This is a genomic window from Dokdonia sp. R86516, assembly GCF_044596715.1.
In the GTDB taxonomy this organism is placed as follows: Bacteria; Bacteroidota; Bacteroidia; order Flavobacteriales; family Flavobacteriaceae; genus Dokdonia.
The window spans coordinates 3,244,061-3,259,003 of sequence record NZ_CP138998.1 but is presented as its reverse complement, the minus strand read 5'-3'; the positions used below and the strand labels follow the sequence as shown (position 1 = coordinate 3,259,003).

The 14,943-nt window shown below is 38.5% G+C and carries 13 protein-coding genes and 1 tRNA gene; 2 read left to right on the top strand and 12 right to left on the bottom strand.

What is annotated here, in order from left to right; genetic code table 11:
- Nucleotides 1-86: 86 nt before the first annotated feature.
- The 7 genes from SJY23_RS14580 to SJY23_RS14550 all read right to left on the bottom strand — a co-directional run bounded on the left by SJY23_RS14580 (nt 87) and on the right by SJY23_RS14550 (nt 7,890).
- Nucleotides 87-160 (bottom strand) — tRNA-Thr (locus SJY23_RS14580).
- A 58-nt stretch (nt 161-218) separates the two neighbouring features.
- On the bottom strand, nt 219-485 hold the full coding sequence (locus SJY23_RS14575) for a hypothetical protein (RefSeq protein WP_035336443.1): 267 nt from the start codon (nt 483-485) through the stop codon (nt 219-221).
- Nucleotides 486-590: 105 nt separating this feature from the next.
- The gene (locus tag SJY23_RS14570) at nt 591-1,289 is read right to left on the bottom strand and encodes a DUF4369 domain-containing protein (protein WP_396596908.1); all 699 of its coding nucleotides are present in this window, start codon (nt 1,287-1,289) and stop codon (nt 591-593) included.
- 50 nt (nt 1,290-1,339) lie between these two features.
- Entirely contained in the window at nt 1,340-2,590 is a 1,251-nt protein-coding gene (locus SJY23_RS14565) for a DUF819 domain-containing protein (RefSeq protein ID WP_013751749.1), read from the bottom strand.
- A 109-nt stretch (nt 2,591-2,699) separates the two neighbouring features.
- Nucleotides 2,700-4,892, bottom strand: coding sequence for a DUF5916 domain-containing protein (locus SJY23_RS14560; RefSeq protein WP_396596907.1), 2,193 nt, complete (start codon nt 4,890-4,892; stop codon nt 2,700-2,702).
- Between the two features lie 56 nt (nt 4,893-4,948).
- Nucleotides 4,949-6,853 carry a peptidase M61 gene (locus tag SJY23_RS14555; protein ID WP_396596906.1) on the bottom strand — a complete coding sequence of 635 codons (1,905 nt, stop codon included), beginning with the start codon at nt 6,851-6,853 and terminating at the stop codon, nt 4,949-4,951.
- Between the two features lie 77 nt (nt 6,854-6,930).
- Complete coding sequence (locus SJY23_RS14550) at nt 6,931-7,890, bottom strand: alpha/beta hydrolase (RefSeq protein ID WP_396596905.1); 960 nt, start codon at nt 7,888-7,890, stop codon at nt 6,931-6,933.
- A 128-nt stretch (nt 7,891-8,018) separates the two neighbouring features.
- Between SJY23_RS14550 and SJY23_RS14545 the strand changes: the two genes are divergently transcribed.
- Complete coding sequence (locus tag SJY23_RS14545; RefSeq protein WP_035336450.1) at nt 8,019-8,792, top strand: S1/P1 nuclease; 774 nt, start codon at nt 8,019-8,021, stop codon at nt 8,790-8,792.
- Here SJY23_RS14545 and SJY23_RS14540 read toward each other — a convergent pair.
- The 5 genes from SJY23_RS14540 to gcvT form a co-directional block, all read right to left on the bottom strand.
- Entirely contained in the window at nt 8,789-9,670 is an 882-nt protein-coding gene (locus SJY23_RS14540) for an AraC family transcriptional regulator (RefSeq protein ID WP_035336451.1), read from the bottom strand. The genes SJY23_RS14545 and SJY23_RS14540 overlap by 4 nt on opposite strands.
- Nucleotides 9,671-10,188: 518 nt before the next feature.
- Complete coding sequence (locus SJY23_RS14535) at nt 10,189-10,788, bottom strand: alpha-ketoglutarate-dependent dioxygenase AlkB family protein (protein WP_396596904.1); 600 nt, start codon at nt 10,786-10,788, stop codon at nt 10,189-10,191.
- Nucleotides 10,789-11,136, bottom strand: a complete 348-nt coding sequence (locus SJY23_RS14530; protein ID WP_396596903.1) for a hypothetical protein — start codon at nt 11,134-11,136, stop codon at nt 10,789-10,791.
- 64 nt (nt 11,137-11,200) lie between these two features.
- Nucleotides 11,201-12,016, bottom strand: coding sequence for a sugar nucleotide-binding protein (locus tag SJY23_RS14525; protein WP_396598130.1), 816 nt, complete (start codon nt 12,014-12,016; stop codon nt 11,201-11,203).
- Nucleotides 12,017-12,127: 111 nt separating this feature from the next.
- Nucleotides 12,128-13,219 (bottom strand): glycine cleavage system aminomethyltransferase GcvT, encoded by a 1,092-nt coding sequence (gcvT, locus tag SJY23_RS14520; protein ID WP_396596902.1) that lies wholly within the window; start codon nt 13,217-13,219, stop codon nt 12,128-12,130.
- A gap of 188 nt (nt 13,220-13,407) precedes the next feature.
- On the opposite strand from gcvT, the gene SJY23_RS14515 reads away from it, so the two are divergent.
- Nucleotides 13,408-14,928 carry a hypothetical protein gene (locus tag SJY23_RS14515; RefSeq protein WP_396596901.1) on the top strand — a complete coding sequence of 507 codons (1,521 nt, stop codon included), beginning with the start codon at nt 13,408-13,410 and terminating at the stop codon, nt 14,926-14,928.
- The last annotated feature ends 15 nt before the right edge of the window (nt 14,929-14,943 follow it).

Sequence of the window (14,943 nt, the reverse complement as noted above, 5' to 3'; positions counted from 1 at the left end):
TATCACATTTTCGCGAAAGCGTATCACACACCACCAAGAACTTATATAAAACAAAAAAGGCCTTCTAATAAAAGAAGACCTTTTTGAGCCGATGGAGGGACTCGAACCCACGACCTGCTGATTACAAATCAGCTGCTCTAGCCAGCTGAGCTACATCGGCATTGCGGGTGCAAATATAATATCATTTATTATATATGCAACCCTTTTTTTTAAAAAAATTATAGCTTGTTTATACGAGCTACAAGTGACTGTGCTTCCTTCTCAAGATCTGCACGCACTGCCACTAGATTTTTACTTCTATTCTCTACTTTGCGGTCGTTTACCTTTGCAATTAAAGTGTCAAAAGTTGCGATAGCGTCATCTATAACTGCTTCACTTTCCTTTCTATCTTCTTTAGGGTTAAGTGCTTCCCAAACGTATACTGCGTCAATGATGTCACCTAGTACAAAATTGATATCCTTTTTTAAATCTCTAATATTTGCCATTGTTCTAATTTTGACTGCAAAAGTAGGTTAATTTATAATCATGAACCTTACATTTTTATGTAAAATCACATCATGCTTATAATAGTAGTACGATCTTAAAGGTGCTTACTGTTTCTTGCGCTCCTCTATAAGCTTCTTGAGCTGCTTCCCATATTTAGAATTTCTAGTTTTTCTAGGGAAAGTCTTATATAAAGTGTCTAGGTAAGGAGTGGTAGCATCTGGTATCTGGGTCATTACAAGGTAAGGAGCAATCTCAAGATCCTTGTTTGTTGTTGCAAAGTTACCCGTGTATAGATACTTTCTTTTAAGTAATTGCTGTAAAGAATCATCATAAGCAAGAATCTCTTCTTGATCATCTCGCTGTCTAGCGTTAAAAGAACCTTTTATAAGATCTAGATTCTTATCATTAAACTGCTTGTTCATATTCTTAAACTGCGTCCAGTGCATCTGGTTCTCAGACCCTGTTACAGCAGCAAATCCTTCAAAGTTTTTAAGAGAGGTAGTGATATTAATAATACCAGCCTCTGCAAAGAAAGGAATACGGTCATCATAACCAGACTCATCTGCCTTATCAAGGTGTAAGTAATACACCTCTGGTTCTTTTACATCAAGTATAAACTCAAATTCTGGCTCCCCATCTATTACTAGTGAGTCTAGGTTTACAAGCATGGTGTCTTGCACGCTCTGTACATATAAAGTTCCTTTTTTAAGACCTTTTACCGTTCCAGTGACTGTAAGATTTCCTGTTTTTGAACATGAAACCATCAAGATGCTTAATAAGAGAATGTATACTATTTTATTCATAATTGGTTTTAATTATAGACGGCAAATATGCTACTATTTTACATATAATACTAGCCCGCAGCTGCCATTTCCATTAAAATTGTACAGAGTATTGCGCCATAAGTTCCCACCACATAGCCAAAAACTGCTAGCAACACACCCACACTAGCTAGCGATGGGTGAAACTCTGCCGCAACAATAGGAGCAGAGGCTGCCCCGCCCACGTTTGCCTGGCTTCCCACAGCAAGAAAGAAAAAGGGTGCTCTTATAAGTTTTGCAACCAGTATGAGGAGTCCCGCATGTATACCCATCCACACAAAACCTATGGCAATAAGCCCTGGATTTTCAAAAATAGTGGTGAGATCCATTTTCATCCCTATACTCGCAACAAGTATGTAAATAAACACACTGCCTATTTTACTTGCACCAGCACCTTCATAATTTTTGGCTTTTGTAAAGGAGAGTAAAATCCCTATCGCAGTTGCAATCGTGACCATCCAGAAAAAAGTAGAGCCAAAGGATGCAAGCGCAGAGTCCTTTGGGATATCAGAAAATAAAGCACTCATACCACCAGCTCCCCAGTGTGCAATCCCTACTGCTCCAAAGGCAAGACCTAGCATAACCATAAGATCAGAAAGCGTCGGGTTTCTCTTCACCCCTTCGGCAAAGGTGGAGACGCGTTCCTTGAGCACCTCTATTGCACTATTATCTGCATTAAGCCATTTATCTATGCGGTTGCTTTTACCTATACCTAGTAAAATTATGGCCATCCACACATTTGCCACCACAATATCTACCAGCACCATACCACCGTATTTTTCTGGATTGTATTTATAAATCTCAAGCATCGCGGCTTGATTTGCACCACCACCTATCCAGCTTCCTGCTAGTGTAGAGAGGCCACGCCATATTGCATCTGGTCCAGCACCACCTACTGTTTCTGGTGATACGGAAGAGATAAGAAGTATCGCCAGCGGGCCACCTATCACAATCCCTATCGTTCCTGTAAAAAACATGATAAGCGCCTTAGGGCCTAGGTTTACAATTGCCTTAAGGTCTATACTAAGCGTCATAAGCACCAGCGATGCGGGTAGCAAGTAGCGACTCGCCACATAATACAGTTGGCTACTCTCTGCATCTATCAGCCCCAGACTATTAAAAATCGCAGGGATGAGATAGCATAGCAGTAGGGCAGGTACAATGCCATAAAATTTCCCCCAGAAGCCTGTCTTCTTACTCGAGGTATAAAATATAAATGCAAGTGCAAGTGCAATGAGACCAAAAACGATGGCGTCATTTGTAAAATAAGGTGTGTTTTCCATAATAATGTGGGTAATTACGCTTTCGCGAAAATGGGATCACTTTCACTGCAAGAAGCATAAAAAATAAACTAAGGCTTACTGCCAAAGGAATCCGAAAATACCAAAATCCCTATAAATATAACCAGTAAGTAAGTTTTAAATTAATACTCCGGAAGCGAGGAGCAAAGGTGGTATCTGTAAAATAGTTGTCATTATACACCAAAAATAAGTCTGAAAGTGGGGCAAATCGCCATTGCAAGCGTGAGTTAATCCCAAAGTTATCTTGCAAGGTGCTGTACTGTACAAGCGTATTCCAGAACAGGTTTTTACTAAAGGTAACATCCACCCGTGGGCTTACAAGCCAGATGCGATTATCTGCATAAGGAGCAGGGAGGTCTATGTTATCATAGCGGGCGTTTATCCCTAGCACAAGTTTAGGTTGCAGGCGCAAGGTAGCTTCTGCTCGCAAGGTGAGTATCTCACCGTTAAAAAACTCGCCGTAGGTAGTATTTGCCGTGTAGTAAAACTTCTTCCGCTGGTCAGATTTGTACTCCACTTCCAGATTGGTATAGCGGTACTCACTTCCTTCTGGTAATTCTAGTCCGTCAGATCGCGATGGGTCAAAGCTGTCAAAGAGTTTTGTGTAGCGCGTTCTAGGTTTTGCACTCAGGCTGCTCGTATTTTTAAACTGGGCTTCCCACTGTGGTGAGAGTGTACGGTCGCCAAGGGTAAAGGCGACTTCTGGACGCCATACAAAAAAGGAGTTTAAAGAAAATATGTGCCTATTAATTGTTCCCCCTTTCGGGAAAAAGAGCCTTTCTACCTTACTGAAGTTCCTGAAGATATCCTTACGAGGTATAAAACCAAGCTCAGAGCTGAAGTCTTCATTTATAAATAGCGTAGCACTCGTCGCGCGCCAGTTGTTTTTATTGTACTCCATGCGCGCTCCGCCAGAGTAGTCCTTGCTATCAATCCCAGGAGTAAAGGATTTATGGAGGTAAAATTTACCATTCCAGCTATTGTCTTTATTGGCTAGGTTATAATCAAGACCTATGAGTCTGTTATATTCTTCATCAGGTTGTACAAAGGCAGCATCACTAGTGTTCTGCTTGTTTACAAAAATGGCACTTATGTTTGACCTGCTAAAAACGCTGTGCTGTAAGGCAACCACTGTGTTGTTTGTTGCCGCAATCTCAATAGGTTCATCATTTTCCGTTTGCATGTTGAGTATACCCACCCTGAGCTTGTTTGTGAGTTTACCACTCAAGCGTGCACCTGCTACAATGTTGTTCTGTACCGTGTTTCCATCAAGATCTTCGGCTATACCTATACGCCTCGAGAAAAAAGGATTTGCCGCCCCAGGATCACCAAAATCTGCAAAGAGGTCACTATTTTCTATAAAAAACTGCCTGCGCTCTGGCAATCCCACCTCAAAACGAGAGAGGTTTGTAATAGCATTATCTACCTCTACTTGGGAGAAGTCTGGATTTATAGTGACATCAAGATTAAGACTGTTGCCTATAGTAAAGCGAGCATCACCGCCCACTTTGATCTCGGTAAAGTTGTCATCTAGTTCTCTGTCTTGTCCAGCAATGGCATTTATATAAGGAATTATGGAGATTGGACTTTTTGAGCTACCTAGCGGTTTCTCAAAAACCATATCGCCCATGTAAGCTAGATTAAAAATATTCTGATTCTGAGGAATTTGTATCCACGTGTTTCGCGAGTTATCTTGGGTGTCAAATTGGTAGCTATTAAAACGCCATCGGGTTTCGCCTTCTCTATATTTAAAGGCGCTCATCGGGATTGCCCACTCACAAACGTAATAGCCGTCATGTACCGTGGTTTCTCCCACCCACTTGGTATCCCAGCTAGTGGTAAAACCTCTCAAATCTTTTCCGCCGCCAGAGACTAGCGCTTCCCTGCGCACGCCAGCAGGATTGGAACCAAAAAGAAACGCGTTATTACCATCATTAAAGGTGTCAAACATTAAGGTGATATTATCACTTCCGCCTGCTCTAAAGTCACGGCGCAACGATGGGACTATATAATCGTTGCCCTGCGCATAGACTTTGATGCCTACATACAAGGTTTTGTCATTATATAAAAAGCGTATCTCAGACTGATAAGGTGCCTGTATGGTATCTGTAGGGAAATATTGCCAGAAGTTTGTTGCTGGGACGGCTTTGTTCCAGGCAGTTTCATCAAGTACACCATCTATCGTAATAGGTGTTTCTATAAAGGATACACCTACTTCTTTGGTTTGAGCGTAGTGCGCTGTACTTACTCCCGCAAGGAGTACACAGAGTAGCAATTTATACATCAGGAATGGTTAGTTCCCCCGAATGTATCAAAAAAATGTCTTGTAAGCGATAAAACTTAAGAACCTTTTAGCCACTTCTCACGTAGAACTTGCTCTAAGCCATCGTCGTACGTCTGTAATTCTACCAGTGTTGCCTGCGGAATTTGTGGTGTAATAATCGTTCCAGTAAGTTCCACCTCTTCTCCATTTCTTAAGACCGTCATAGTAATAGCATCGCCTACTTTCCAGCTATTTGAGACTGTTATTAAATCGTATACGTTAGAAAGATCATAAGCAGTTCCATTTACTGCGGTAATCACATCATTTCCTTGTACGCCCAGCGTAGTGAGAAATGTATTGAGGTTTCCTGAGAGTACATAAATGGTATTGTCTTCTTTGTTTCCATTAATATAAGGACGTTCCTTTCCCAATAAGAAGCCTGTATCTACTAGCGTAGTGCTATAATCAAGTCCTACTAGGTCAAAAAAGTCTTTGTACTGTATAGGTTGTGTGCCTATCACGTGGTTTGTAAAGAATTCGCCCACTTCAGGGTAGGTGAGTTGGGTGATTTGCGGGATCAGGTTACTGTCTTCAAAAGGTCTGTGAGGCCCATATTGATACGTAAGTTCCTTCATGAGATCGAGAACACCACGCTCGCCATTGCTGTTTTTACGCATAAGAATATCAAGGCACATCCCGATAAGAGCTCCTTTTTCATATACGTTACCATAATTTGATGCATATGGCTCCTCAAGAATATTTGCGCTCATCTTAGTAAATGACATGGCATCATCATACCTTTTTGCATTGCTTATTTTTTGAACGAGTGTATTGTAAAACTCTTCTGGAGTAACCAGTCCTTGCTGCACTTGGAAATGCTGTGCAAAGTACTCCGTAACCCCTTCATACATCCACAAATGCATGCTCATCTCTGGATCATTGTACTTAAATTTATGAATCTGCGTAGCATGTAAATTAAGCGGAGTCACGATATGAAAAAACTCATGTGATACCACATCTACCATAGCTGCATCGAGATTTTCTTGAGGCATAGACTCTGGAAGTACCACCACCGTAGAGTTGTGATGTTCTAGCGCTCCTAGATCTTGTGCATCATCTGCTTCGCCTGTGGTAAGGTATAGTAAGATTGTATAACGGTCTGTAGCATTAAAATCACCTAAATAGTTCTTTTGTGCTTTTATCATACGCTCTATATTAGGCTTAAGGCTTGACGCCTTTACCGTTCCAGAAGGACTGTACACACTAAGCTCGATTGTAATATCATCAACAGTAAATACCTCTTTGTTAGGTACATTATACATGATAGGATTATCGACAATTTCAAAATATCGATCGCCTTTGTAGGTGTCAGTAATCCCTGTATTTCCAAAATCTTGCGCCACATACAGTGAGTCTGCAAAGCGTGGAAGGCTAGTAGTAGCTTCCATAACTTCTGGTCTATTGATATCTACATAATATGGCATTTCCTCTTGGTCTTTAAAGTACCCAAGAATTCCATGTAAATTGAGCATAAACTGCTCGTTTTCTTTAAAATTAGTCCCCGCAGGAGAAAAAATAGTATGTTCGGCCTCTACATCATAAGTGTCATTAACGTAGTAATCGATGTAGTCAAGAGTGCGGGCATTTTTAATATCCCACGTGTTATCTGAAGTTTTTGTAACCTTAAGCTTCTTCCCAAAAGTTCCATAGGCAGCAACACTGTCTATAAACTTTCCATAATCATCATCAGAGTAAGTGCCTGGCACCGTCTCAGGAATGTAAAAAGTTGCTACGTCCTTATATATAGGTGCAGGTTGCACACGCACTTTAATACGATCATTGCTCAAGCTTACAAGATCTATTGCGCTACGGGTGAGTTTGTTTTTTTGATTTACTAGATTAGAGCTAGCAAGTGGTTTATTGAGAACATCACAGCTTACTATAAGTAATGAGCAAGCAATAATATAATAGATTTTTTTCATCTTAAAGATTGTAAACATGGTTGACTGTGAGTAGTCAAATGTAGTAATTCTATCTTATCTAGACAGCCTAAGGTATACTAGTGTGTTTTAATAAACCCAGCAACGGTATTTATAAGCTCTTCAGCTATAGGAAGCTTCGTATTATTATAAGACTTTGTGTTTTCTAGATCATCACCATCTATAATTCTAAGCACATGGTTCATACCTTCTATGATGGCAAGAGTTGCCTCACTATTTCCTTCTTGTAATAAAACGGCTTCCTGCTTTGAAGTCTGTATGTCGTTTGTACCATTAATAATAAGAGTTGGCACCGTAAGTTTACCTATTTCAACCTTAGGATCGTACTGCATCCAGCTTGCCATAAATGGTTGTACAGACGGTCGTAAAATAGAGCTAAGTGCAGGAGAGTAATCTGTGACACGTCCTTCTTTTTTTAGCGTAGTAAATGCGCTAATAGCTTTGTCCTTGAGATCTGGCATTTGTAAACCTATCTGATGGATGATAGATTGATCTATCGATTGCCCAGATCCAGAGAGCGAGATAACACCTTGTACGTCTGTACGTTGGGCGGCTACCATTCCTATGAGCGAACCTTGTTCATGACCTATTACATATAGTTCTTTAAAACGTCCTTGTTGTTTTACATAATTTATGGCAGCTACCGCGTCTTCTATAAACATATTAAAATCTAGGCGTTCTTCTTGCAATGCGTTTTTCTTCAGAAGCGTAAGCACGCGTTTGTCATATCGCATGCTTGCAATACCTTCTTTTGCCAGTGACTCAGCAAGCAGTTTAAGGCTATTGTTACGCATCATTTGCTGGTTACCATTACGATCTGTAGGTCCTGACCCAGGAATGATAATCGCAATTTTTGAGGTAGGAACTTCAGGAGTAAGTAAGGTGCCATACACCATATCACTTATACGCAGATCACTGCTGCCGCCATATTCTTGCGCGATGAGCCCTTGTTGTATGAGGCCCAGGAGCAGGAGGGTAAAGAGTATTTTGGTTCTAGTGAGAAAAGTATATATAATCATAAGGGTGTTTATTATTGCCATGATAAAGATAGTGTAGTTTCACGCTTTCGCGAAAGCGTATCTATTCTTAATACTTTTATAACACGCAACACAGAAGTTTCATTGTACATTTGGCAAAAAAATATTCAATGCGTACACTTATTTCATTATTACTAGTTCTTGTTTTTACATCAAATGTCTCTGCTTACGACTGGGGAAAGACAGGCCACAGAGCTACAGGAGCTATTGCAGAAAAATATCTGTCTAAAAAAGCAAGAAAAGCAATTGCCGAAATACTTGATGGCGAGTCGCTTGCTCTAGTATCTACCTATGCAGATGAGATCAAAAGTGACTCTAAATATAGAAAGTATGGTACACAACATTATGTAAATGTACCTTTTGATAGTACATACGATGTACACCCTAAGAATGAAAGAGGAGATATTATTACAGGGATTGAATCATGTATTAATATTATAAAATCAGAAACCGCTACAAAGGAGGAGAAGGCTTTTAACTTACGAATGCTAGTACATTTTATAGGAGACTTACACCAACCGCTTCACACTGGCATAGGAGAAGATAAAGGTGGAAATGATTTTCAAGTACAGTGGTACAATGACGGGACCAATTTACACCGTGTATGGGATACACAAATGATTGAAAGCTACGGTATGAGCTATACCGAACTTGCAGATAATATGCCAGAAATTACAAAAAGACAACGAGAAGCAATGGCAGCTGGTACCTATAGAGACTGGATGGAGGATAGTAGAACTCTTGTTAAAGATATTTACTCTAAAACTAAAAAAGGTGATAAACTAGGCTACCGCTATATGTATGATTACTTTAATACATTGAGAGGTCAATTACAAAAAGGAGGAGTGCGCCTAGCTCAACTTCTTAATGAGTTACTGGGCTAGAGTGTATTTTCATCATTAATTACTTCGTCCTCTTTAGTTTTATATTGTTTTGGAGTCATCTCATTGTATTTTTTAAAAATTCTAGTGAGGTGACTTTCATCTGTAAAGCCTAGCTGGTACGCAATTTCTGAAACCGTGAAGTCTGTATTTTTTAATCTGTATTTTACAAGGTGTAATTTATACATGATGATATAATGATGTAGTGAATCTCCAGTCTTTTTCTTGAAGTATGCGCTTAATCCACTACTAGTCATCGATAATTTTTCTGCTATGGCGGCTACTTTCATTTTATCCTTATCATATACATGCTGCCTTATATAGTTTAAAATTACGTCTATGGTAGTATGTTGGTCTTTTCTAGAAGTAAAAGATCCTGGTTTGAGGTCACGTGTAATATTTCTCGCAATAATACTCAAGGTGGTACTTACCATATTTGAGATGTTGTGTTTGTAAAACTCTTTGGCCATTTCATATTCAAGTACAATGGCATCATGAATTTGCCAGATGAGTTGCTTATCAGAGTCTGCAGTTATAACATCACCTGGTACAAGATTGGGATGCTGTATGATACGCTCTATGCGGTGCAACCAGTAAGATCGATCAGGCAAGTTCATCTTACTTGAGAATAAAGACTCTGTAAATTGGAAATAGCAAAATGTGGTGACCTCATTTATTTCAAACCAATGAGTATCATCTGGGGCGATTAAAAAAATATCTCCTGTATTATAAGAGACAATAAATTCATTGATAAAATGCTTTCCTTTTCCCTCTTCTATAAAAATAATTTCAAAATAAGTACGCTTATCTTCGTCTTGATGTCTGTCTAATTTCTTAAACTTTTTTATCAGAAAAGTATCTTGTAAACTGAATCTTTGCATATGATTTGGGGATTAAAGATTTGATACTGATTAAGATACAATTTAATTTTCAATAAACATTTAGTCAAATCTTAATGTTTTTCTAAATATTGTACAATTAAAAGTAAATTTTATACAAGTTAAAATATGCTATGCACGCATAGCTTTGCACCGCAATAATACGAGAGAGCAGAGGTGCTGTGGTTTTTTTTGTTTTAAGGTTAGTTTGTTGGTTTTTTTTAGACATGTGTTAGAGTGAAGCACAACGTCTAGATGTTTCATAAACAGCACCTCTTTCTTTCTTGTAATAAATGTTCTGTGCAAAAATCCATAGCGGAAAAATACCGAGCATTTATCATAAAATATTTGGCCTTAGAAGATTTTGTTATAACGATGTCGAGTAACCCCTAGATTACTAACAGATAAATAACTTCTAAGGCTTTTTGAAAATACACGGCTTTCACCCCTAAGTTAAGAATGTTCCTTCTTGTAATGAGAAGTTTTTAAGAGCAAGCGTTTCCCCTAAACGTTTGCTTTTTCTATGCAATAATTCTAAAAGTAAGATTAATACGAGGAGCCACCTTTCTCGCAGTTTTAGGTAGCTGGTGATGCCAGTAATGTTGTGTGCTTCCTTGCATTAACAGTAAGCTGCCAGGCTCTAAAATAATCTTAGCTTGCTTAGTTTTGTCAGCTTTGTTTCTAAATTTAAATAGGCGAGGAGCTCCTAAACTTACAGAAGCTATAATTGGATTTTTACCTAACTCCTTCTCATCATCTGCATGCCAGCCGTTACTATCATTTCCATCACGGTATAAATTGAGAAGACAAGTAGTAAAGGTAACTCCAGCGATCTCTTCTACTCTTTTTTTAATAGTTTGTAATGCATCTGTAAAAGGCTCAGGTACCATGGTAATATTTGAGTACGAGTATGATTTTGCATTAGAACTATAGAGTGCCGTAAGTCTCGGTTGCGGGTATACTTTTCCAAAAACCTTAATATCGTCATGACGCCACGAGATTTCTTCTAACAGCGTTTCATAATACGATGCTGCCTCTTCCTCTGTGAGCATGTTCTTGTAATAGGTAACGTCTGCATCTGGGAGGTTAAGTGAATATGGTTCTTCTGGAAATAATGACATCTATAAATATTGATAAGCCCAGTAAATTAATCCGAATTGTAATGGTAAGCGCATCCATAATGCCCACATGGGAAATTTACCTTTCAGCTTTTCATTACTTAGCATATCGATATGCACCGTAAAAAAAACAATGAGCATCGCAATAATTCCCCAGATTGCAATAGCTCTAGTTTCTTCAAAGAGTAATCCTACGCCTCCAGCAACTTCTGCCACACCACTCCAAAAAACCATGCCTTTTTTATTAGGAATATAGGAAGGCATAATCGCTCCATATACTCGAGGTTTTATAAAATGCATGATACCCGCGAGGATGTACATGATAGACATAACGTAAAAATGCCAAGGCATAAGCTATAAATTAGGGTGTTTTATAAAGGTACAACTGTGATTTGTAAATTAAGAAAGATGTTTCTTAAAACTCGGCGTTATATTTTTTGCTTCCTGCTACTACACCTTCATTAGTTACTTGTAAGTGTTTTGGCAGTTTATTATCTCTAGGTAAGACCGCAAGGTAGCGATCTGAGTTACTAGTAAATACATTTTTATACATAGGTTTCCTGTTGAGGTCTAGCATAATTACTAACTCATGGATAAACTCTTTATGATGTATAAGATCTGTGCTCCCTAAGTGAAAAATACCAGAGAGTTTCCTATTAATAATATAATGCACCTGCTGGCAGAGTTTAGTGTGCGTAGTAGTATTCATCACCAGATGCGGAAAAACTTCAATGGCATCGCCTAGTAATAATTGGTTTTTGAGCTCCTCAACTCTAGGTGAACCCACGCCAAAAACCATAGGCAGTCTCACAATTGCATATTGCGACTCTGGTAGGTGCCGCATTAAGAGCGTCTCAATTCTAATTTTTAATTTACCATAGATACTTTCTGAGAGTGTTTTGTCATTCTCATAACTAGGATAATTTGTAAAAGCATCAAAAACGTTTGCACTAGAGATAAATACAATACGACAGCCAGATTCTTGAGCATAAGCAATCATTGATTCATGTGCCTCTAGCTGGTCTCCAAAAGGACCTCTAAGTGCCGCTATAATTACAGATGGTTTTATCTTGAGTAGCACTTCATACACATCATCTTCTACAGGGTCAAACCGTAAATAGTGTTGGTTATCACTGTATATCTTTCCAGAGTGATAGGTACCATAGGTGTTGTAGTACCTATACAATTCCTTGTATAAAGCACCTCCTAGAAAGCCACTAGCGCCTAGTATTAAAACTTTATCTTTTGATTTTTTAAATGCGATAATTAGATTTTTTTAAATAAAAAACTCCCGAATTCTAAAAGATAGTCCTTTAGAATTCGGGAGTAGCTTTTTGGTTTGTTATCCTTTATAAAAAGGTGTCTTTACAACGGTTGCAGGTACTAGATTCTTACGTATTTGTATGAAAATTTTTGAGTCCGCTTTCGCGAAAGCGGTATCTACATACCCCATACCTATTCCTTTATTTACAGAAGGACCCATAGTTCCAGATGTTACGTGACCAATCTTGTTACTATCTGCATCTACAATATCATATCCTTGACGAGGAATTCCTCTTTCTGTAAGTTCAAAACCTATGAGTTTTTGCTTAAGTCCTTGTTCTTTTTGAGCTTTTAAATGTTCACTGTTTACAAAATCCTTAGTAAATTTTGTTACCCAGCCTAAACCTGCTTCAAGCGGAGAAGTGCTGTCATCTATATCATTACCATAAAGACAATATCCCATTTCTAAACGTAGTGTATCACGAGCAGCGAGACCAATAGGTTTGATTCCCCAATTTGCACCAGCTTTGAAGACATTTTCCCACAGTTGTGCAGCATCTTCATTTTTACAGTAAATCTCAAAACCACCACTACCAGTATATCCTGTAGCACTAATAATTACATTTTCAATACCTGCAAAAGGGGCCACCTCAAACGTATAAAACTTAATGCTTGCAAGATCAACATCTGTAAGTGACTGCATGGCTTCAATTGCCTTAGGTCCTTGAATTGCAAGAAGGGAGTGACCCTCAGAGATATTACGTAGCTCTGCATTAAAACTCTTTAAGGTATTTTGAGATTCTAGCCATGCCCAGTCTTTATCTATATTACTAGCATTTACCACAAGCATATATTGATCTTCCTTTATACGGTATACAATAAGATCATCTACAATTCCTCCTGTATCATTAGGAAAACAGTTATACTGCGCGCCACCAACTTTTATTTTTGAAACATCGTTAGAACATACCCATTGTAATAATGATAGTGCATTTTCTCCAGATACAAGAAATTCACCCATATGTGAAACATCAAATACACCAACACCATTTCTCACAGTGTCGTGCTCTACATTAACACCTTCATAAGAAACTGGCATATTATAACCAGCAAATGGGACCATTTTTGCACCTAGTGATTCATGTACTTGAGTTAAGGCTGTATTTTTCATCTTTATTATAGTTCTTTTGGTTACACAAATGTATGAAAAGGTCGCAGTTTGCGCGGTAAATAAAAAGTAAATTATCGATGTAATACCGCAATAAACGATGTCTGTGGTAATATGGGCAATAACCTTTTATAGCATCATCTGTTATTTATTTAATAATTAAATTTGACGGTTATGCTACAGTAATGATTATGAGAAATGTAACCGTTCTTTTTTTGTTTGTTTTATTGCCTGCTCTTGTGTGGTCACAAGAAGGGGTTATATGGGAGAAAAGGCTAGATACTTATCCAGTAGATAGAACCACGGAGGCTCAATTAACCACAGATGGAGGATATATTATAGGTGGGCATACTAATAAAAAAACTACACTAGACCAGTATGCAACTGCAGAGACAGATGTATGGGTTGTCAAGCTAGATGGAGAAGGCGTTGTAGATTGGGAAAGACTGGTAGCTTCAAGAAATAAAGCAGTACTCAAAAGAATATTTCAGTCACCAGAGGAGGCGAGACTCATTAAATCTACAGTAATAAATGCAGATAGTACTGCATCTACAAATACAGACGAATTTACTATTTCTCAAAATCCAGAACCACCACAAAAGATTAAATCTAGAATGGTGCGTTCAAGTAGATCAAGTTATACTACACTAGAAGATAGCTACAGTGATCCTACATTTTTAGAACAAGAAGTTACAGAGGTTGAAATCACAGCATCTCAAGATGACCTGTGGAGACTACATCTAGATCCATCTTTACAGATGAACTGGAATAAAAATAAGCTTGCTGGTACGGAGCGCAAACTACGTAGTGTTACCATCTCTGAAGCTGGAAGTACGCTTGCCGCAGGCTATGCGACCAAGGCAACTGCAGAAAATACAACTACCCTAGGCGATAAAGATTTTTATGTAGCAAGTTATGGTAAGACAGGAAATTTAGAGTGGTCTACTACAATAGGTGGTTCAAAAGATGATCAGATTGTAAAGACCATTGCTACTCAAGACGGAGGTTTTATACTGGGCGGTATCTCTGAGTCTGGAATAGGAGGAACAAAAACAACCAAAAATCTAGGAGGAACAGACTGGTGGGTTGTTAAGATAGATAGTCATGGTAATATAGTATGGCAACGTAGTTTTGGGAATTTTACAGATGATAAGCTTACTTCGCTACAAGAGCTTGATAATGGAGATATTTTGCTAGGAGGTACCAAGGCAATTATAGCAAAAGATCAATACCGTACCGCTCAGAATGGAGGTGTCACAGAAGACTTTTCTATTATTAAAATCAATAAAGTAGGTATTGTAAAATGGCAATTAGAATTAGGAGGCTCTGGTAGAGAGTATCTTACTAGCGCATTGCAAAAAGAAAATAATGAGGTAATCATATCTGGCATGAGCTATACCGAATCAGACAACCCTAGCGGTCAGGAAGATGAGGTAAGTGATATCTGGGTGATTAATTATGGAATTAAGAACCTCGAATCATTTGATGAAATTTTAAAGAAACGATTTGGAAAAAAGCGTACAGTGTTTAGATCTAATGCTACAAAACGTTTCAACCGACTTGAATACTACGACGAGCAAGGTAATCTTCTAGATACAAGATATACCTATAAAATTAAGCGCCTTGCCCTGAAACATGCAGAGATCGTAAAAGGCACAAAATACATACGAGTACTCTCTGGCAATACAGCAGCCATTGTAGACTGGAACTAATCATCTAGTCCGTTC